Source organism: Rhodococcus sp. 320_ES (assembly GCF_059691855.1).
Genome location: NZ_JCAWAG010000001.1, coordinates 1,050,340 through 1,068,824 on the forward strand (window position 1 = coordinate 1,050,340; position 18,485 = coordinate 1,068,824).

17 protein-coding genes are annotated in these 18,485 nt (G+C 67.9%); 15 read left to right on the forward strand and 2 right to left on the reverse strand.

Annotation, left to right across the window (positions count from 1 at the left end; genetic code table 11):
• The first annotated feature begins 27 nt into the window (after positions 1-27).
• From AC59JP_RS05270 to AC59JP_RS05305, 8 genes are all read left to right on the forward strand, one after another.
• Entirely contained in the window at positions 28-2,670 is a 2,643-nt protein-coding gene (locus AC59JP_RS05270) for a circularly permuted type 2 ATP-grasp protein (protein ID WP_497324557.1), read from the forward strand.
• Between the two features lie 146 nt (positions 2,671-2,816).
• Complete coding sequence (locus tag AC59JP_RS05275; RefSeq protein WP_497324558.1) at positions 2,817-3,674, forward strand: transglutaminase family protein; 858 nt, start codon at positions 2,817-2,819, stop codon at positions 3,672-3,674.
• A gap of 186 nt (positions 3,675-3,860) precedes the next feature.
• Positions 3,861-5,033 (forward strand): phosphotransferase family protein, encoded by a 1,173-nt coding sequence (locus tag AC59JP_RS05280; RefSeq protein WP_497324559.1) that lies wholly within the window; start codon positions 3,861-3,863, stop codon positions 5,031-5,033.
• A gap of 12 nt (positions 5,034-5,045) precedes the next feature.
• Positions 5,046-6,422: a replication-associated recombination protein A gene (locus tag AC59JP_RS05285; protein WP_497324885.1), complete on the forward strand. Its 1,377-nt coding sequence runs from the start codon at positions 5,046-5,048 to the stop codon at positions 6,420-6,422.
• Between the two features lie 9 nt (positions 6,423-6,431).
• On the forward strand, positions 6,432-9,101 hold the full coding sequence (gene alaS, locus AC59JP_RS05290; RefSeq protein WP_497324561.1) for an alanine--tRNA ligase: 2,670 nt from the start codon (positions 6,432-6,434) through the stop codon (positions 9,099-9,101).
• Between the two features lie 2 nt (positions 9,102-9,103).
• Positions 9,104-9,655 (forward strand): Holliday junction resolvase RuvX, encoded by a 552-nt coding sequence (gene ruvX / locus AC59JP_RS05295; RefSeq protein ID WP_497324562.1) that lies wholly within the window; start codon positions 9,104-9,106, stop codon positions 9,653-9,655.
• Entirely contained in the window at positions 9,652-10,920 is a 1,269-nt protein-coding gene (locus tag AC59JP_RS05300) for an endolytic transglycosylase MltG (RefSeq protein ID WP_497324563.1), read from the forward strand. The genes ruvX and AC59JP_RS05300 overlap by 4 nt, the downstream gene beginning before the upstream one ends.
• A complete protein-coding gene (locus AC59JP_RS05305) occupies positions 10,917-11,744 on the forward strand; it encodes a shikimate dehydrogenase (RefSeq protein WP_497324564.1) in 828 nt (275 codons plus the stop codon). The genes AC59JP_RS05300 and AC59JP_RS05305 overlap by 4 nt, the downstream gene beginning before the upstream one ends.
• A gap of 14 nt (positions 11,745-11,758) precedes the next feature.
• On the opposite strand, the gene AC59JP_RS05310 is transcribed toward AC59JP_RS05305, so the two are convergent.
• Complete coding sequence (locus tag AC59JP_RS05310; RefSeq protein WP_497324565.1) at positions 11,759-12,238, reverse strand: hypothetical protein; 480 nt, start codon at positions 12,236-12,238, stop codon at positions 11,759-11,761.
• A gap of 208 nt (positions 12,239-12,446) precedes the next feature.
• Between AC59JP_RS05310 and AC59JP_RS05315 the strand changes: the two genes are divergently transcribed.
• From AC59JP_RS05315 to aroB, 5 genes are all read left to right on the forward strand, one after another.
• Positions 12,447-13,064, forward strand: coding sequence for a class I SAM-dependent methyltransferase (locus AC59JP_RS05315; RefSeq protein ID WP_497324566.1), 618 nt, complete (start codon positions 12,447-12,449; stop codon positions 13,062-13,064).
• Between the two features lie 65 nt (positions 13,065-13,129).
• Positions 13,130-13,726 (forward strand): prepilin peptidase, encoded by a 597-nt coding sequence (locus AC59JP_RS05320; RefSeq protein ID WP_497324567.1) that lies wholly within the window; start codon positions 13,130-13,132, stop codon positions 13,724-13,726.
• 13 nt (positions 13,727-13,739) lie between these two features.
• Positions 13,740-14,927, forward strand: coding sequence for a chorismate synthase (aroC, locus tag AC59JP_RS05325; protein ID WP_497324886.1), 1,188 nt, complete (start codon positions 13,740-13,742; stop codon positions 14,925-14,927).
• Between the two features lie 12 nt (positions 14,928-14,939).
• Positions 14,940-15,560, forward strand: coding sequence for a shikimate kinase (locus tag AC59JP_RS05330; protein WP_497324568.1), 621 nt, complete (start codon positions 14,940-14,942; stop codon positions 15,558-15,560).
• The gene (aroB, locus tag AC59JP_RS05335) at positions 15,557-16,666 is read left to right on the forward strand and encodes a 3-dehydroquinate synthase (RefSeq protein WP_497324569.1); all 1,110 of its coding nucleotides are present in this window, start codon (positions 15,557-15,559) and stop codon (positions 16,664-16,666) included. Before AC59JP_RS05330 ends, aroB begins: the two co-directional genes overlap by 4 nt.
• Positions 16,667-16,676: 10 nt before the next feature.
• Here the strand turns inward: aroB and AC59JP_RS05340 are convergent, their stop codons facing one another.
• Positions 16,677-17,327, reverse strand: coding sequence for a B-4DMT family transporter (locus AC59JP_RS05340; RefSeq protein WP_497324570.1), 651 nt, complete (start codon positions 17,325-17,327; stop codon positions 16,677-16,679).
• Between the two features lie 85 nt (positions 17,328-17,412).
• On the opposite strand from AC59JP_RS05340, the gene efp reads away from it, so the two are divergent.
• Positions 17,413-17,976 carry an elongation factor P gene (efp, locus tag AC59JP_RS05345; protein ID WP_497324571.1) on the forward strand — a complete coding sequence of 188 codons (564 nt, stop codon included), beginning with the start codon at positions 17,413-17,415 and terminating at the stop codon, positions 17,974-17,976.
• Position 17,977: 1 nt separating this feature from the next.
• Positions 17,978-18,481 carry a transcription antitermination factor NusB gene (gene nusB / locus AC59JP_RS05350; protein ID WP_497324572.1) on the forward strand — a complete coding sequence of 168 codons (504 nt, stop codon included), beginning with the start codon at positions 17,978-17,980 and terminating at the stop codon, positions 18,479-18,481.
• The last annotated feature ends 4 nt before the right edge of the window (positions 18,482-18,485 follow it).

Below are 18,485 nucleotides of genomic sequence, written 5' to 3' on the forward strand. Positions count from 1 at the left end.
GTCGTCAGAGAGGGAACACCGGGTCACATGGCGCACGCAACAGTGTCCGGTGTGCCGGACTCGCAGAACACACCGCACGCACGCGGTACCCGTGACCCGGAAGGTCTGCTCGCGCGATACCGCTCGCTCGCCGCAGCCGTCGGTGCGCGCGACGAACTGCTCGACGGCGGCGACGCGATTCGGCCGCACTGGCTCGATCTCGTGTCGTCGGTGACCGAGAACGGTCGCGACGCGCTGACGAGCATCCAGAATCGCGTCGGACGGCTCGTCGACGATCATGGGATCACCTACAACACCATTCCCGGCCCCGGTGTCAGCGGAACCGGCACGGTGCGCTGGGAACTGGACTGCGTGCCCTACGTGGTCTCCGCGCCGGACTGGAAAATGCTCGAAGCCGGGATGGTGCAGCGCTCGCGACTGCTGGATCTGATCCTGAGCGACATCTACGGCGAGCGGAAGCTGATCAGTACGGGTCTGGTTCCGCCCGAGATCGTGTTCGGGCACCCCGGCTACGTGCGGGCTGCGCACGGCATCACCGTCCCCGGCCCCCACCAGTTGTTCTTCCACGCCGCGGACGTCGCCCGTTTCGCCGACGGCGAGTTTCGCGTCACGGCCGACCGGACGCAGGCTCCCTCGGGTGCCGGCTACGCACTCGCGGACCGCACGGTGATGTCACGGTCCATCCCGGAGCTGTACGAGAAGACCAGTCCACGCCAGCTCTCGAACTTCGCGCGGGCGATGCGCCTGGCACTGGTAGAAGCGGCTCCTGAGTCGGCCGAGGATCCGCTGGTGGTCGTCCTGAGCCCCGGCGTGATGTCCGAGACGGCGTTCGATCAGGCGTATCTGGCGTCCATGCTCGGATTTCCCCTCGTCGAGTCCGCGGATCTCGTCGTACGGGACGGGTCGCTCTGGATGCGTGCGCTCGGGACGCTGCGGCGCGTCGACGTGGTCGTGCGGCGCGTGGACGAGACGTACGTCGACCCGCTCGACCTGCGGCCGGATTCGCACCTCGGTGTCGTCGGATTGGTGGAAGTGCTGCGGCGCGGTGTCGTGACCGTCGTCAACACCATCGGTTCCGGGGTCCTCGAGAACCCGGCCCTGCTCCCGTTGCTGCCGCGGCTGAGCCGCGCGCTGCTGGACGAGGACCTGCTGATCGACTCGGTCCAGACGTACTGGGCGGGCGACGCCGCGTCGATGTCGTACATCGAGGCCAACGTCGGCTCGCTCCTGTTGCGTTCCACCGACTCTCGCGAGGCCCACGTCGGATCGAGCATGACGCAGGCTGCTCGGGAGCAACTGCTCGCTCGGATCCGCTCGCAGCCTTGGGCGTGGTCGGCCCAGGACCGGCCCCAGTTCGCCACGGCGCCGGTGGGTCCGGCCGGCCATCACGATCGCCGCGAAGCCGTCGTGCCCGGCGCGGTCGGACTGCGGCTGTTCGACGTCGCGCAACGCGTCGGCTACACACCGATGTACGGCGGCCTCGCTCAGGTGCTGGTGACCGACCCGCTGATCGACCCGATGCTCAGTACCGCCGCGAAGGACGTGTGGGTCCGCTCCGAACAGCGCACGACGCCCGCCGACGCCGACATCGCGTACATCCCTGCGCAGCCGGAGGTGCTGCCGCGCTACGCCGCAGCGCGCGTCGAAGGCGTGTCGTCGCCGCGCGTGCTCGCGGACCTGTTCTGGCTCGGTCGGTACTCCGAGCGTGCCGAGGACATGGCTCGTCTGCTGGTGACGGCGGGCGACCGCTACCAGGAGTACCAATCCAAGCCGTGGGCCGACGGGAGCGGTGCGCTGCCGGTGCTGCTGGAGGCGGTGACGCGGGTGTCCGGCACCGGGCCCGGCTTCACGGTCGAGCTCGGACGCGGCAAGGCGATCGCGGAATTTCGCTCCCTGACCCTGGACGCGACCCGCGCCGGGTCGCTCGCTCAGTCCGTCGACGGATTGCAGAATGCGGCGCGTGCGGTGCGCGATCAGCTGTCGGTCGACACCTGGGCCGTGCTGAGCAGACTGGACAACGCGCTCGCCGATCTCGCAGCGGCACCGACCACCGACGAGGCACCGCTCTGGGCGACGCAATCCGCCGTCGTCGGGTCGATCCTCGCGGTTTCCGGACTGGCCTCCGAGTCGATGGTGCGGGATCCGGGCTGGTTCGTGATGGACGTCGGCAAGCGAGTGGAGCGGGCTCTGCAGCTCACCAAGCTGCTGTCGGTCACGGTCACGTCCGTCTACATCCCGGAGACCGAGACCGCTGTGATCGAGTCCGTCCTCGCGGCGATGGAGTCGTCGGTGACGTACCGACGCCGCCACCACGGCCGCATTCGACTCGCGGCGGTGGCGGATCTGCTCCTGTTCGACGCCGGCAACCCGCGCTCCCTCGTCTACCAGCTCGACCGAGCCCTCGAAGGGCTCGGCAAGCTGCCCGGTTCCACCGGCACGTCACGGCCCGAGGCGCTGGTCGAGCGCATGATCGCGCGTCTGCGCCGAGTCGACCCGGAGGACCTCGAGACCGTGGATCCCACCGGAACACGCGCGGAGCTCGCCGACCTTCTCGACTCGATCCACAGGTCCCTGAAGGAGCTGGCGAACGTCATCCGCGACACCCACCTGACCCTTCCCGGCGGAACACAGCCGTTGTGGGGCAGCGGAAGCGGAAGGATTCTGGCGTGACACAGCCCTTCGTACCCCAGCCGTCAGTACCCCAGCCCCCAGTACCCCAGCCCCCAGTACCCCAGCCCCCAGTACCCCAGCCCCCAGTACCCCAGCAGCGGTGGTATTCCATCACCCACCGGACCACGTACACCTACTCCGATCGCGTGAAGTCGTCGTTCGGCCGCGGCTTCCTCAGCCCGCGCGCCTTCGAGGGCCAGCACGTCCTGGAGTCGTCGGTCACCGTCGATCCTTCGCCGGCGGACCAGTCGAGCGGGCGGGACGTGTACGGCAACGAAGACGTGTTCTTCCACGTCACCCGCGATCACGAGGAACTTGTGGTGACGGCACGCTCGATCGTGAGTGTCGACGCGCCCGATCCGGCTCGGATCAGCGGGTGGAACGCCACCGGCCCCTGGGAGAACGCGCGCCCGCGGGCGTGGAGTTCGATGCAGGACGTCGGCCGCGCGATGGCCGTCGAGTTCGAGCTCGACCTGGTTCCGCCGGAGATCACCGACAGCGTGCGTGAATACGCGTCGGTCTCGTTCACGCCCGGTCGCCCCCTCGTCGATGCCGTCGTCGACCTCACTCATCGGATCTTCACCGACTTCACCTACAAGTCCGGGTCCACCACGGTGTCCACCAAGGTCGCCGAGGTTCTTCAGGCCCGGTCGGGGGTGTGTCAGGACTTCGCCAGGCTCGCCCTCGCCTGCCTCCGGTCGGTGGGGCTGGCCGGCCGCTATGTGTCGGGTTATCTTGCGACACAGCCGCCTCCCGGCAAGGAACGCATGATCGGAGTCGATGCGACGCACGCCTGGGCAGCGGTGTGGTTGCCGGGGGACACGTGGCTGGCGTTCGACCCGACCAACGACCAACTGGTCGACGAGAGATACACCACGGTGGCGTGGGGCCGGGACTACCAGGACGTGCCGCCGCTGCGCGGAATCATCTACACCGACGCCGACAAGAGCACCATCGCGGTGTCGGTCGACGTCGAGCCTCTGTCCACCGCGCCGGTCCGATGATCGTGGACCTCGGCGATTGTGAACGGCGCAGCTGGTCGGTTTAGAGTGGTCGCCCGTTGGGGAACCCCGGCTCAGCACGATGGGCCACGAACCACATCGGCGAAGCCTGTTCGGACCACGAGCTGCGACCGATACGAGACTTGATTCGGAGGGACGCCCACCCCGCTGCGGGTAGGTTCGACAGAGATGACTGCAATGTTGGCGGATCCAGTGGCCGAAGCCGTGTCTGCGGCCCGCGACCTGCTCACCAGGCGCACGGGCGCACCGGTCACGTTGATCGACCCCGTCGACCTCGGTGGGAGCGGCCGGACGGTCGTACTGCGAGTTCGGGTGGGCGAGAACCCGTTTCAGCTGCCGCGCACCCTCGTCATCAAGCAGGTCCGGGAGTCTGCGCGTGAATTGACCACCCGCACCGGACTGGGTGCCGGCGACGACACCGCGTTCCTTCGCGAGGCCGTGTCGTACCAGTTCTCGACCGCGCTGGCGACCGACAGCCGACCGGGGCCCGCGCTCATCGCATACGACCTCGCCGAACGACTGCTCGTTCTCAGCGACCTCGGCGACGCTGCCCCGTTCACATCGCTTCTGGCCCACCCGGATTCCTCCTCCGTCACCAACTCGTTGATGGCCATGGCGCAGGCACTCGGTCGGATGCACGCCGCGACGGTGGGGCGTGAGGACGATTTCGGGGCGCTTCTCTCCCGTGTCGGCGTCGGTGGCACCGTCGACGGGTTGTCCGCCCAGGTCGCGGACGCCATTGCTGTCGTGCCGAACCTGCTCTCGACCGAGCTCGGGGTGACGGTTCCCGGCTCGGTGGCCGGCGCCGTCGCTCGTTCCGCGAGACTGTTCGGCCCCGGCGGTATGCGCGCGTTCAGCCCGTCGGACCTGTGCCCGGACAACGTCACCGTCAACGACGAGGGCGTCCGGTTCATGGACTACGAGTGGGGCGGATACCGCGACGCCACCCTCGACGTCGCGTACAACTTGCTGTCCTACCCGGGGTGCCTGTGCCGCCTCGAGCTCACGCACGAGCGGGCGAGTGCCATGGTGGACGCCTGGCGCGCCGAGGTCGTCGGTATCTGGCCGCAACTCGCGAGTGACGAGGTGCTGAACGCCAAACTCTTCGACGCGCAACTGATCTGGCTGTGGTTGACCACGTACTGGTTCCTCCCCGAGGACGACACCCGCAACGCGGCACTGCGTGAGCATCACCTGTCCGTACCGCGATCCCAGGCACTCATCGTGCGGTGGACGATCATGGCGAACTTCGCGGACCGGATCGGTGACGCCGTCACCGCGGACTTCGCTCGCTCCGTCGTCGACGGTCTGCGGACGCGGTTCGACGCTCCGCTCACGTAGCCTCGTCCGGTGATGGACTCGGACCCGGACGGCCTGTTCGACGCGCCGCGCGCGGAAGAACCCCTCGACGACCCGGCTGCGCTTCCCACGACGTCCTCGGTGCGCTCGGATGCACCGCTGGCCGTTCGCATGCGCCCGCAATCGTTGGACGAGGTTGTCGGCCAGAGCCACCTGCTCACCGCGGGCGCGCCGCTCCGCCGTTTGGTCGACGGGTCCGGGGCCGCGTCGGTGATGCTGTACGGGCCTCCCGGTACCGGCAAGACCACCCTGGCGTCGTTGATCTCGGGCGCCACCGGCCGACGTTTCGAGGCTCTGTCCGCGCTGTCCGCGGGAGTCAAGGACGTGCGCGGGGTCATCGAGCTGGCCCGTCGGCGGCTTCTGAACGGTGAGCAGACCGTCCTGTTCATCGACGAGGTGCACCGTTTCTCCAAGACCCAGCAGGACGCTCTGCTCGCCGCCGTCGAGAATCGCATCGTTCTGCTGGTGGCCGCGACCACGGAGAACCCGTCGTTCTCCGTGGTGTCGCCCCTTCTGTCTCGGTCGTTGGTTCTCCAACTTCAGCCGCTGACCCGCGACGACATTCGCGTGGTGCTCACGCGCGCCGTCGCCGATGCGCGCGGCCTCGACGGGTCCGTCACGGTGACGGACGACGCCATGGATCACCTGGTGTCGCTGGCCGCAGGAGACGCACGACGTGGTCTGACCGCGCTCGAGGCGGCATCGGACACGGCGGGTCCCGGCGGCACGGTCGATCTGCCGACCGTCGAGGCCAGCGTGGACAAGGCGGCAGTGCGTTACGACCGCGACGGCGATCAGCACTACGACGTGATCAGCGCCTTCATCAAGTCGATCCGGGGATCGGATGTCGATGCGGCGCTGCACTATCTGGCGCGGATGATCACGGCGGGCGAGGACCCGCGGTTCATCGCGCGGCGACTGATGGTCCACGCGTCCGAGGACATCGGGATGGCCGACCCGACGGCTCTGCAGACCGCCACCGCCGCGGCGCAGGCGGTGCAGCTCATCGGCATGCCCGAAGCGCGGCTCGCGTTGGCGCAGGCCACGATTCATCTCGCCACCGCTCCCAAGTCGGGGTCCGTCACCTCGGCGTTGGGGGCTGCGATGAGCGACATCACCGCGGGGAAGGCCGGCTCGGTACCCACGCATCTGCGGGACGGTCACTACAGCGGGGCGCAGAAACTCGGCAACGCCGTCGGCTACCGCTTTCCTCATGACGATCCCGGCGGTGTCCTGCAACAGCAGTATCCGCCGGACGAACTGGTGGGGGTCGACTACTACGCGCCGACGGACCACGGCGCCGAGCGCGAGATCAAGACGCGGTTGGGCAAGCTCCGCCGCATCGTTCGAGGCGGCTTCCCCGGCAAGTAGCCTGTACGGGTGCAAACTCACGAGATTCGACGGCGTTTCCTGGACCACTTCGAGAAGGCGGGGCACACTCCGGTGTCCAGCGCCTCGTTGATCCTCGATGACCCCAATCTCCTGTTCATCAATGCCGGAATGGTCCAGTTCGTTCCGTATTTCCTGGGTCAGCAGACGCCGTCGTTCTCGCGGGCGACCAGCGTCCAGAAGTGTGTGCGTACCGGAGACATCGAGAACGTCGGCATCACCACACGGCACAACACGTTCTTCCAGATGGCCGGAAACTTCTCGTTCGGCGACTACTTCAAGCGCGAGGCCATCACGTTCGCGTGGTCGCTGTTGACGTCGAGCGTCGCCGACGGTGGGTACGGGTTCGATCCGGAACGGATCTGGGCCACCGCCTATCTCGACGACGACGAGGCGATCGCGCTGTGGAAGGAGATCGCCGGACTGCCCGACGAGCGAATTCAGCGGCGCGGCATGGCCGACAACTACTGGTCGATGGGCATTCCGGGCCCGTGTGGGCCGTGCTCGGAGATCTACTACGACCGCGGGCCCGAGTACGGCGTGGACGGCGGCCCCGAGGCCGACGAAGATCGCTACATCGAGATCTGGAATCTCGTCTTCATGCAGAACGAGCGCGGCCAGGGCACCTCGAAGGACGATTTCGAGATCCTGGGCCCGTTGCCGAAGAAGAACATCGACACCGGAATGGGCGTCGAGCGCGTTGCCTTCCTGCTCCAGGATGTGGACAACGTCTACGAGACCGATCTCGTGCGCCCGGTGATCTCCAAGGCGGAGGAACTCTCCGGCCGTCGCTACGGTGCCGACCACGAGGCCGACGTCCGGTTCCGCGTCATCGCCGATCACGCACGCACCGCCGTCATGCTCATCGGAGACGGCGTGACGCCCGGCAACGACGGCCGCGGCTACGTGCTGCGCCGGTTGCTCCGACGGATCGTGCGCAGCGCGCGCCTCCTCGGCGCGACGGACCCGTCCATGTCTGCGTTCGTCACCGTGGTCCGGGACACGATGGCCGAGTCGTACCCCGAGCTGGTCAGCGAATTCGACCGTATCCACTCCGTCGCCGTGGCCGAGGAGACGGCGTTCCTCGCGACGCTGACCTCCGGATCTCGCCTGTTCGAGCAGGCCGCCGATGCGGTCAAGTCATCGGGCGGCGCAGTCATCGCCGGCAACGAGGCGTTCGTGCTCCACGACACCTACGGTTTCCCCATCGATCTCACCCTGGAGATGGCCTCGGAGGCCGGTCTCACGGTCGACGAGGACGGCTTCCGGTCGCTGATGACCGAACAGCGCCAGCGAGCCAAGGCCGACGCTCAGGCGCGCAAGCACGCGCACACCGACCTGACCGTCTACCGCGATCTGGTCGACCGGGGGCCCACCGAGTTCACCGGTTTCGACGAACTGAATTCGGACGCAACGGTTCTCGCGCTCATCGCGGGCGGGGTCCGCATCCCGACCGCAACCGCCGGGCAGGACGTGGAGATCGTGCTCGACCGCAGCCCCCTCTACGCCGAAGCGGGCGGCCAGCTGGCCGACATCGGCGTCCTGACCGCGCCCGGGCTGCGGGTGACGGTCAACGACGTCCAGAAGATCGCCAAGACCCTGTGGGTGCACAAGTCCACCATCACCGAAGGTCAGCTGACCCAGGGTGATGTCGTTCTCGCGCAGGTCGATCCGGCGTGGCGACGCGGCGCGACCCAAGGGCACTCCGGCACGCACATGGTGGGCGGGGCGCTGCGGCAGATTCTCGGCCCGAACGCGGTGCAGGCCGGGTCGCTGAACAAGCCCGGCTACCTTCGCTTCGACTTCACCTACCAGGGCGGGCTCAGCGAGTCGCAGCGCACCGACATCGAGGCCGTCACCAACGACGCGGTGGCCGCGGACTTCGAGGTCAACACGTTCGTGACCGAGCTCGACAAGGCCAAGGCGATGGGCGCGCAGGCGCTGTTCGGCGAGAACTACGGCGACGAGGTGCGCGTCGTGGAGATCGGTGGCCCCTTCTCCATGGAGCTGTGCGGCGGCACCCACGTCGAGCACTCGTCGCAGATCGGGCCGGTCACCATCCTCGGGGAGTCCTCGGTCGGGTCCGGCGTGCGCCGGGTGGAGGCGTTCGTCGGCCTCGACTCGTACAAGTACCTGGCGAAGGAACGCGCGCTGCTCGCCGGAATCGCGTCGTCGCTCAAGGTGCCCAGCAACGAGGTCCCGGCGCGCGTGGAGAACCTCGTGGAGCGGCTCAAGGTCGCCGAGAAAGAGCTCGAGGCGGCACGCGCGGCTGCCGTGCTCTCGTCCGCGTCGTCCTTCGTGGACAAGGCCCAGCGCATCGGAAGCGTGCTTCTGGTGGCCGAACCCGCACCGGCCGGTGTCGGCGCCGGCGACCTACGCACCCTGGTGGCGGACGTGCGCGGCCGATTCGGGTCGCAGGCAGCCGTCGTGGCCCTGTTCGGCGACGCGGACGGCAAGGTCCCGTTCGTCGTGTCCGCGACGAAGGCCGCTCAGGAGGCCGGGGTCAAGGCAGGCGAGCTCGTCGCGGCCTTCGGACCGAAGATCGGCGGACGCGGCGGCGGCAAGGCGGACACTGCGCAGGGCGCGGGCTCCGACGCCGCCGGCATTCCGGCCGCGATCGACGCACTGCGTGCGCGGGTCGCGGAGATCGCCGGATCCTGACGGTGACGGTTCCGACTCCGAGCGCGAACACCCCGGACCGCCCCGGCGTCGACGATCCCGGCCGGGGTCGTCGCCTCGGGATCGACGTGGGCAGCGTCCGCATCGGGGTGGCCTCCAGTGATCCCGACGGAGTTCTCGCCACACCTGTCGAAACGGTGGCCCGCGCGGACAAGACGCATCCCCAGGCGTCGGACGTGCAGCGCATCGTCGCGCTGGCCGACGAGTACGAGGCGGTCGAGATCGTAGTCGGGTTGCCGCGCACGCTCCGCGGCGAGCAGGGCAAGGCAGCCAAGCTCGCTGTCCGCTTTGCCCGAGTACTCGCGCGGTCGATCCCGTCAGTACCGGTTCGAATGGCGGACGAGCGGTTGACTACCGTTACGGCAGCACGCGGGTTGCGCGAAAGCGGGGTCCGTGCCAAGAATCAGCGGTCGATGATCGATCAGATGGCGGCAGTCGCGATCTTGCAGGGGTGGCTCGACGAACGCCGGTCGGTACTTCAGGGAGGGGCAACGGTGCCCGAAGGTGAGCAGCAACGTTCGGAGCTCGATCGGTGAACGACCGACGCCGTGGTTACCACGAGGACGAGTTCCCCACCGACGAGATCGACGTGACTCGCGCGCAGCCCGATCGGGTCGGCCAGTCACGGGCGAGCCGCAGGCGCGAGGAGGGTGCCGCCGGCCGTAAGCGGCGCGGGCGGGCGCTGGGCATCCTGTTCGGCGTGTTCGTCCTCGTCGTCGTGATCGCGGGCGGAGCCTACGGAGGAATGAAATTGTTCGGCGGCGAGGATGCACCTGCGGACTACGCCGGCCCCGGCGGCAACGCGGTGGTCATCGAGGTTCGCAGCGGTGACACGGCCGATCAGATCGCCACGGAGATGGTCGACAATGACGTCACCGCCAGCGGCGCGGCGTTCTACAACGCCGCCGTACAGAATCCGGCGATGAGTTCGGTCCAGCCCGGTTTCTACCGCATGAAGTCACAGATGAAGGCCACCGACGCGGTGGCGACGCTGGTGAGCCCCGATTCGCGTGTCGGTCAGATCGTGATCGCCGAGGGTCGGCAGTTGCACGACTCCGCCGACGTGAACACCGGAGCGGTCAAGAAGGGTATCTACACCCTGATTTCGGAGTCCAGTTGCGCTGTCGGACAGGGTGTTCCGTGCGTCAGCTACGACGACCTCAACACCGCCGGCGCGGGCGATCCGGCCGCGCTCGGCGTGCCGGAGTGGGCGACGGACGCGGTGGCGCGGGTGCCGGACCGAGACAGGCAGCTCGAGGGCCTGATCGCCGCCGGGAGCTTCAACTTCGACCCCAGTGCGTCGGCCGCGGACATCCTGAAGCAGTTGGTGAGCGAGAGCGCCGCGATCTACGAGAACACGGGGTTGCTGAACGCCGGAGCCCAGTCCGGGTTGGACCCGTACCAAACCCTGGTCGCGTCGTCGCTGATCGAGCGGGAGGCTCTGCCCAACGACTTCGCCAAGGTCGCACGGGTGATCCTCAACCGTTTGGCCATCGGCCAGAAACTCGAGTTCGATTCCACCGTGAACTACGCACTCGACACCACCGAGGTGGCCACGACAGACGTCGATCGAGCCACCGTCACGCCCTGGAACACCTACGCCATGACGGGATTGCCGGCCACGCCGATCTGCTCACCGAGCGTCGGGGCGGTCCAGGCGGCGGAGAACCCCGAGCCGGGTAATTGGCTGTACTTCGTCACGATCAACGCGGCCGGCGACACGCTGTTCACCGACAACTACGAGCAGCACCTGGCCAATATTCAGAAGGTCGAGCCGGGCTTCCTGGCCAGCGGCCGGTGACCGGCGCCAGAAAGGCGGCGGTGCTGGGGTCACCGATCGCCCATTCGAAGTCGCCTGCTCTGCACACGGCCGCTTATGAGGCCCTCGGGTTGACCGGGTGGACGTACGAACGGATCGAGTGCACGGGTGATCAGCTTCCGGCCTTGGTCGACGGTCTCGGACCCGAGTGGGTGGGACTGTCGGTGACGATGCCCAACAAGATTGCGGCCCTGACTTTCGCAACCGAGCGCACTCCGCGCGCCGAGGTGGTCGGATCGGCCAACACGTTGGTGCGGACCGGGGACGGGTGGCGCGCAGACTGCACCGACGTCGACGGGGTGACCGGGGCCTTCGCCGACGCCGGAATCTCCCGCCTCGACGGAGAATCGGTGGTGCTGGTGGGCGCCGGCGGTACCGCGCGGCCGTCGCTGGTGGCACTGGCGTCGCTGGGCGCGCGATCGGTGTCGGTCGTGGCACGCAACGTCGATCGGGCGCAGGGAGCGATCACGTGCGGGCAGGCCGTCGGGCTGAACGTCACGTGGACCGGTTTCGACGCGCAGGCCATCTCCGAGGTCGTGTCCGGTTGTGCCGCAGTAGTTTCCACCGTTCCCGCCGACGCCGCCGCACCGCTTGCGGACGCGCTGGCCCCCACACCGGTGTTCTTCGACGCCATCTACGACCCGTGGCCCACTCCAGTCGCCGCTGCCGTGTCACGGGCCGGGGGAGTGGTGATCGGCGGTCTGTCGATGCTGCTCAATCAGGCGTACGGGCAGGTCGAACAGTTCACGGGCCTGCCGGCACCCCGGCAGGCCATGGCAGATGCGCTCACCCGGCTCACCCTCTGATCGGAGTCGACCGCTCAGAGGTAGCGGCCCTGAAGTGCCTCGGTGGTGTCGATCCACACTGCACTCGGGTGGCTGATGGGAGCAGTCGGAGCCACCGTCGTCTCCGGAACGATCTCGCTGCTCACGGCGGCGACCGCCTCGGCCATGCTCGAATAGCACTGTAGACCCGGTACCTGCTGCTGGAGCCGCACGGCGACAGCATCGGAGCAGGCAACGCTCACGCGGGCGCGGGTCCTCGACACTCGTAGGACGGTGGCGTGGACGACCGGCGACAGCACGTCCGGCATCCCTTCCACGGCGTGCAGGTCGAAGACGAGCGACCGCCCGGACACGAGTACTTCGTCGACACACTGGCACAGCACGGCGGTCGTACGACGATCCACCACACCACCGATCCGAATGACCACGGGACCTGCGCCGAGTTCGTCGATGTGCAGTGTGAATTCCTCGGCGACACCGACAGCGGGATCGTCGCGAAGGGAACTGAGAATCATGGTGCGCGCCTCCTGGATCGGCGACCTTGCACCAGCCGAGGCACGATGTGATCGGTCCGAGTGCGCAGTCGCTGAACTGCGTTCTGCGGCCCCGATTCGACCGTTCGAGCGATGGTAGCGCGAGTTGTGTTTCGTGACAGGGAAATCGGGGGAGTCGTTTGTGTCACCTGCTTGTGTCACCTGCTCGACCCGACCCGATTGGAGAGATGTGCCGCTGCCTTATCTGGAGGCCTTGTTGCGCGAGACCCGTACCGCCGGAGAGCCCTTCGAGGGTGGAGCGGACGAGGCCGAGCTGAGGTACCTGGCTTCGCTCGCGGCCCGGCCGGGTACGCGCTCGATCTGCGAGGTCGGCTTCAACGCGGGCTTCTCGAGTTGGGCCTTCCTCAGCGCATCACCGACCGTGACCGTGCACTCGTTCGATCTTGCCGACTACGCCTACAGCTCCGCCGCCAAAGCCCATGTCGACGAGTCGTTCCCCGGGCGTCACACCCTGATCACGGGTAATTCTCACGAGACCGTCACTGCGTTCGCGACCGCACATCCCGAGGTGCGATTCGACGTCGTCTTCGTCGACGGAGATCATTCCGTCGACGGCGCCCGCGCAGACCTGGCCGACCTGCGTGCCCTTGCGCGACCGGACACCGTGGTGGTGATGGACGACATCATGCCGTGGCTCTGGTACGGGGAAGGCCCCACGCAGGCCTGGCAGGAGGCTGTCGACGAAGGATCGATCCTCCATACCGCGTACTACCAGGACGGACGGATCGTCGACGCCGTTCGCGAGCCGGCCGATCGAGCGTGGGCCGAAGGCCGCTACTCGATGTAAGAAGTTATCCACAGGAGGCCGCTCGGAGACCCGGTGACGAGCGCGCGGCGTGTCACAGTCGCACGATGGACGCACTGTGTGCCGGGGTACTCGGTCTCGCCGCCGGTTGGTGCGTGCCCTCGGTGGTCGCGTACTGGATCACTCCGCAGACGTTCGTGCGCACAGCGTGCGCGATCGCATGCGCAATTCTGTTCGCCGCCGCGACCACACTCGAATCGGGCGAGGCGTTCGCGGCCGTCGCTCTGTGGTCGCTTTGTCTGTCCGTCGTGGACTTCTCGTGCCGGCGCCTTCCGAACGTTCTGACGCTTCCCGGAGCCGCGGCCGTTGTGGTCGCCGCGGCGTGGGACGGCTGCGTCGTTGCTGCCCTGCTCGGCGGCTTGCTGCTGGGGCTGCTCTACGCCGGGTCGCACCTCGCCACCCGCGGAATCGGCGCCGGCGACGTCAAGCTCGCGGTTCCGCTCGGCGCGCTGGCGGCGACGAACGGAGGTGCCGCGTGGGTTGCGGCCGCGCTCCTCGCGCCGCTCGCAACCGCGGTGCTCGCACTCGCGCTCGCCCTTCCGCACAAGGGTGTGCCCCGCACCGGCCTGCACCGCACCGTCGTGCCGCACGGCCCGTCGATGTGCGCGGCGACCCTGGTGGCGTGGGTGAGCTTCGGAGCGTGAAAAGATGACACCCGTGTTGCGTTGGACTACTGCCGGAGAATCACACGGACCTGCCCTGGTCACCATCGTCGAGGGCATGGTGGCCGGTGTCGAGGTGACGAAGGACGACATTGCGGCGCAGCTCGCACGTCGTCGCCTCGGGTACGGCCGCGGAGCACGCATGAAGTTCGAGAAGGACCAGGTGACGGTCATCGGCGGTGTGCGCCACGGCGTCACCATGGGCGGCCCGATCGCCGTGGAGATCGCCAACACCGAGTGGCCCAAGTGGGAAGAAGTGATGTCCGCGGAGCCGGTGGATCCGGCGAAGCTGGCGGAGCTCGCTCGCAATACCCCGCTGACACGGCCTCGGCCCGGCCACGCCGACTACTCCGGCATGCTCAAATACGGCTTCGACGACGCCCGCCCCGTCCTCGAGCGCGCCAGCGCGCGCGAAACTGCGGCGCGCGTGGCGGCAGGAACCATTGCGCGAGCGTTCCTGAAGCAGGCGTTCGACGTCGAGGTGGTCTCGCACGTCATCTCCATCGGGGCCTCCGATCCCTACACCGGGCCAGTGCCCGGTCCGGCCGACTCCGACGCCATCGACGAGAGCCCCGTGCGCGCCTTCGGGTCGGCGGCCGAGGCATCGATGATCGCGGAGATCGAGGCGGCCAAGAAGGACGGCGACACCCTCGGCGGCATCGTGGAAGTCGTGGTGCACGGACTTCCCGTCGGACTGGGCTCGTTCGTCAGCGGCGAGCGCAAGCTCGACTCGCGACTCGCCGCCGCGCTCATGGGAATTCAGGCCATCAAGGGTGTCGAGGTCGGTGACGGCTTCGAAACGGCGCGTCGGCGCGGCAGCCAGGCACACGACGAGATGACTCCCGGTCCCGACGGCGTCGAGCGCAGTACCAATCGTGCCGGCGGAATCGAAGGCGGAATGACGAACGGTGCGCCGCTGCGGGTGCGCGCCGCCATGAAGCCCATCTCGACGGTGCCTCGCGCGTTGGCCACGGTCGACATGAGCACCGGCGAAGAAGCCGTCGCCATCCACCAGCGCAGTGACGTGTGCGCGGTTCCCGCGGCCGGTGTCGTCGCCGAAACGATGGTCGCCCTCGTCCTGGCGCAGGCCGCCCTGGAGAAGTTCGGTGGCGATTCGCTCGCCGAAACCGTCGGAAACATCACCGGATACGTGAAGGGCGCCTCAGCCCGCCCTCCGCGATGACGCCGCAGTCCGATGAGTAGACCTCGCGCCGTCCTCGTCGGTCCGCCCGGCGCCGGAAAGTCGACGATCGGGCGGCGTCTGGCCAATGCGCTCGGCACCGAGGTGTTCGACACCGACGCTGCGATCGAGCGCGAGACCGGGCGCACGATTCCCGATATCTTCGCGACCGACGGCGAGCCCGCCTTTCGCGCGATCGAAGAGAAGATCGTTCTCGAGGCGCTGGCCACCCGAACCGGGATCGTCTCGCTCGGCGGCGGCGCGATCCTCTCGCAACGTACGCGGTCCGCGCTGGCCGGTCAGACGGTGGTCTACCTCGAAATCAGTGTGGGAGAGGGCCTTCGGCGCACCGGGACGCACACCGGCCGGCCGCTGCTCGCCGGCGGCGACCCCCGAGCGAAGTACCGCGAACTGATGCGTCGCCGTCGTCCGCTCTACCGCGGCGTGGCCACCGTTCGTGTTCGCACGGACGGCCGCAGCCCCGCGCGGGTCGTCGCGCAGATCCTCACCAAGCTCGGCGTCGAGCCGCCTGAGCCCGTTCCCGCTCCGGCCCGAACGCCTCGTCCATCGCCGATACCACTGCGGCGCAAGGGCATTCCGAAACCATCCGATCTACATCAGGAGCGAAGCAAGTGACCGAACCGGTACGCGTCGAGGTCCGCACGGCCAAGCCCTACCCCGTGATCATCGGTCGGGGCCTGCTCACCGACCTCGTCGAGACGCTCGCCGGCACTCGCACCGTCGCGATCTTTCATCAGCCGCCGCTCGCCGACACGGCCGAGGCGGTGCGCGCGGCCCTGGCCGAGACGGGCATCGATGCGCACCGCGTCGAGATCCCCGACGCCGAGGACGGCAAGGAACTCGCAGTGGCGGGCTTCTGCTGGGAAGTGTTGGGGCGCATCGGTTTGACGCGCAGCGACGCCGTCGTCGGCCTCGGCGGGGGAGCGGCCACCGACCTCGCGGGCTTCGTCGCGGCAACCTGGATGCGCGGTGTGCGTGTGGTGCACGTGCCCACCACTCTGCTGGCCATGGTCGACGCCGCCGTGGGCGGTAAGACCGGCATCAACACCGAGGCGGGCAAGAACTTGGTGGGCGCCTTCCACGAGCCGTCGGCGGTGCTGGTGGACCTCGCGACGCTCGAGACGGTGCCCCGCCACGAAATCGTCTCCGGAATGGCGGAGATCATCAAGACCGGATTCATCGCCGACCCGGTCATCCTGGACCTGATCGAAGCCGACCCCGAAGCTGCCCTCGACCCCACCGGTTCCGTTCTGCCCGAACTGATCAGGCGGTCCATCGAGGTGAAGGCCAAGGTCGTCGCCGCCGATCTGCGCGAGGCCGATCTGCGCGAGATCCTCAACTACGGTCACACACTGGGGCACGCCATCGAGCGCCGTGAGAAGTACAAGTGGCGGCACGGCGCCGCCGTCTCCGTCGGGCTGATGTTCGCGGCCGAGCTCGGACGACTCGCCGGGCGGTTGTCCGACGCGGTGGCGGATCGGCATCGCACCATTCTGAGCAGCGTCGGCCTGCCCGTGTCCTACGACGCCGATGCCTTCGGCCATCTGCTGAAGGGGATGCAGACCGACAAGAAGAACCGCAACGGCATGTTGCGCTTCGTCGTGCTCGACGATCTGGCCAAGCCCGGCCGGCTGGAGGGTCCGGACCCGTCCCTGCTGGCGGCGGCCTACTCGGCCATCGCACGGGAAGAGCCGACGGCGGCCGGGCCGATCCTGCTGTAGACGGGCGAACCTACTTCTTCGGTTCCTTCCAGGTGGACGACCGCTCGTCGTCCTTCTGGAGCTTGACCTGTTCGAACTGCTCGGTGTCGGCCTCGGACTGCTCGGCATCGGAGGACTGGCCGGTGGGCCGGCTGTACTCCGACTGCGCGCCGGCTCCGACCAGTTCGCGGTCGTCGGCGTTCTTGTCTGCCTTCTTCCGGTCCTTCTTGTTCGGGCGAGGATCGTCGTCGTTCGTCTTGGCGTCGCGACCGGCGAGCAGCCGGCCGAGGCCCACCGCGAGGATCGCCGGTACGAAGACCAGCAGGATGGTGAACGCTGCACCCGAGGTGATCTCGAAGAAGAACGAGTTGGACGTGATGGCGATCGGGGAGACGGCGGAGACGATCCACGTCACCACGCCCGAGAGCAGGCCGGCGACAACCGACGCCTTGAGCCACAGCATCGTCAGATCGGCGGACTTGTCCGGATCGGGGTTGGCGCGGCGATCGTTGATGCCGTCGATTCCGCCCCACACGACGGCCGCGAGAATCACGCCGACCATCGTGACGATTCTGAGGATGGAGCCTTGGGTCGGCCACGCCGCGATGGCCAGGGCCAGCAGAGTGCGTGCGACGAAGTGAACAAGGGCCATTCCGAGGCCACGTACCAACCAGGCGTTCATGGTCGATAGACTAGCCACTGGTCCGCAACCTGTGTGTCGGCGCCCACATGTTCGGTTTGATTACGAAAGAGGAGAGTTCAAGCAAGTGGCTTCGACCAGTGATTTCAAGAACGGGCTCGTTCTGAACATCGACGACAATCTGTGGTCGATCATCGAGTTCCAGCACGTCAAGCCGGGCAAGGGCCCCGCGTTCGTGCGGACCAAGCTCAAGAACGTCCTGTCGGGCAAGGTCGTCGACAAGACGTTCAACGCCGGCGTGAAGGTCGAGACGGCCAACGTCGACCGCCGCGACATGACCTACCTCTACCACGACGGTTCGGACTACGTCTTCATGGACGGCGACACCTTCGACCAGCTGTCGATCAACGAAGCGACCGTCGGCGACGGCCACCGCTTCCTGCTCGAGAACCTGCAGGTGCAGGTCGCGATGCACGAGGGTGTTCCGCTCTACGTCGAGCTCCCGGTGACGGTCGAGCTCACGGTGCAGCACACCGATCCCGGTCTGCAGGGCGACCGTTCCACCGGTGGAACCAAGCCGGCAACCCTCGAGACGGGCGCCGAGATCTCTGTTCCGCTCTTCATCAACACCGGTGACAAGCTCAAGATCGACTCGCGCGACGGCAACTACCTCGGGCGTGTGAACTCCTAGAGTGAGCAGTCCCCAGAAGAGCCCGAAGAAGCTCGGAGCCAGGCACAAGGCCCGTAAACGAGCGGTCGACTTCCTGTTCGAAGCCGAGGCGCGCGACCTCGATCCCGTCGCCCTCGCCGACGAACGCAGCGAGTTGGCGGCCACGGACGATCAGGTTGCTCCGGTCAGTGCGTACACCCTCACGCTGGTGACGGGTGTCGCCGAGAACCTCGACCGGGTCGACAGTGTGATCGGCGATCACCTCCACGACTGGACTCTGGACCGGCTGCCCGCCGTCGATCGAGCCATCCTGCGCGTCGCGGTGTGGGAGCTTCTTCACGCCACGGACGTGCCGCCGGTTGTCGCGGTGGACGAGGCGGTCGAGTTGGCCAAGCAACTGTCCACCGACGATTCTCCGTCGTTCGTCAACGGCATTCTCGGGCAGATCGTGTTGGTCGCGCCGCAGGTACGCGCGGCGGCGGCGGCTACTCCCGTGGTGCGCGAGAGTGCGCCCGACGCCGAGTAGCGCA

Excerpts from the sequence above, each read along its gene's own strand:
- AC59JP_RS05270 (WP_497324557.1), top strand. The coding sequence starts at position 28 with ATGGCGCACGCAACAGTGTCCGGTGTGCCGGACTCGCAGAACACACCG.
- AC59JP_RS05280 (WP_497324559.1), top strand. The coding sequence starts at position 3,861 with ATGACTGCAATGTTGGCGGATCCAGTGGCCGAAGCCGTGTCTGCGGCC.
- AC59JP_RS05285 (WP_497324885.1), top strand. The coding sequence starts at position 5,046 with ATGGACTCGGACCCGGACGGCCTGTTCGACGCGCCGCGCGCGGAAGAA.
- AC59JP_RS05310 (WP_497324565.1), bottom strand. The coding sequence starts at position 12,238 with ATGATTCTCAGTTCCCTTCGCGACGATCCCGCTGTCGGTGTCGCCGAG.
- AC59JP_RS05320 (WP_497324567.1), top strand. The coding sequence starts at position 13,130 with ATGGACGCACTGTGTGCCGGGGTACTCGGTCTCGCCGCCGGTTGGTGC.
- AC59JP_RS05330 (WP_497324568.1), top strand. The coding sequence starts at position 14,940 with ATGAGTAGACCTCGCGCCGTCCTCGTCGGTCCGCCCGGCGCCGGAAAG.
- AC59JP_RS05340 (WP_497324570.1), bottom strand. The coding sequence starts at position 17,327 with ATGAACGCCTGGTTGGTACGTGGCCTCGGAATGGCCCTTGTTCACTTC.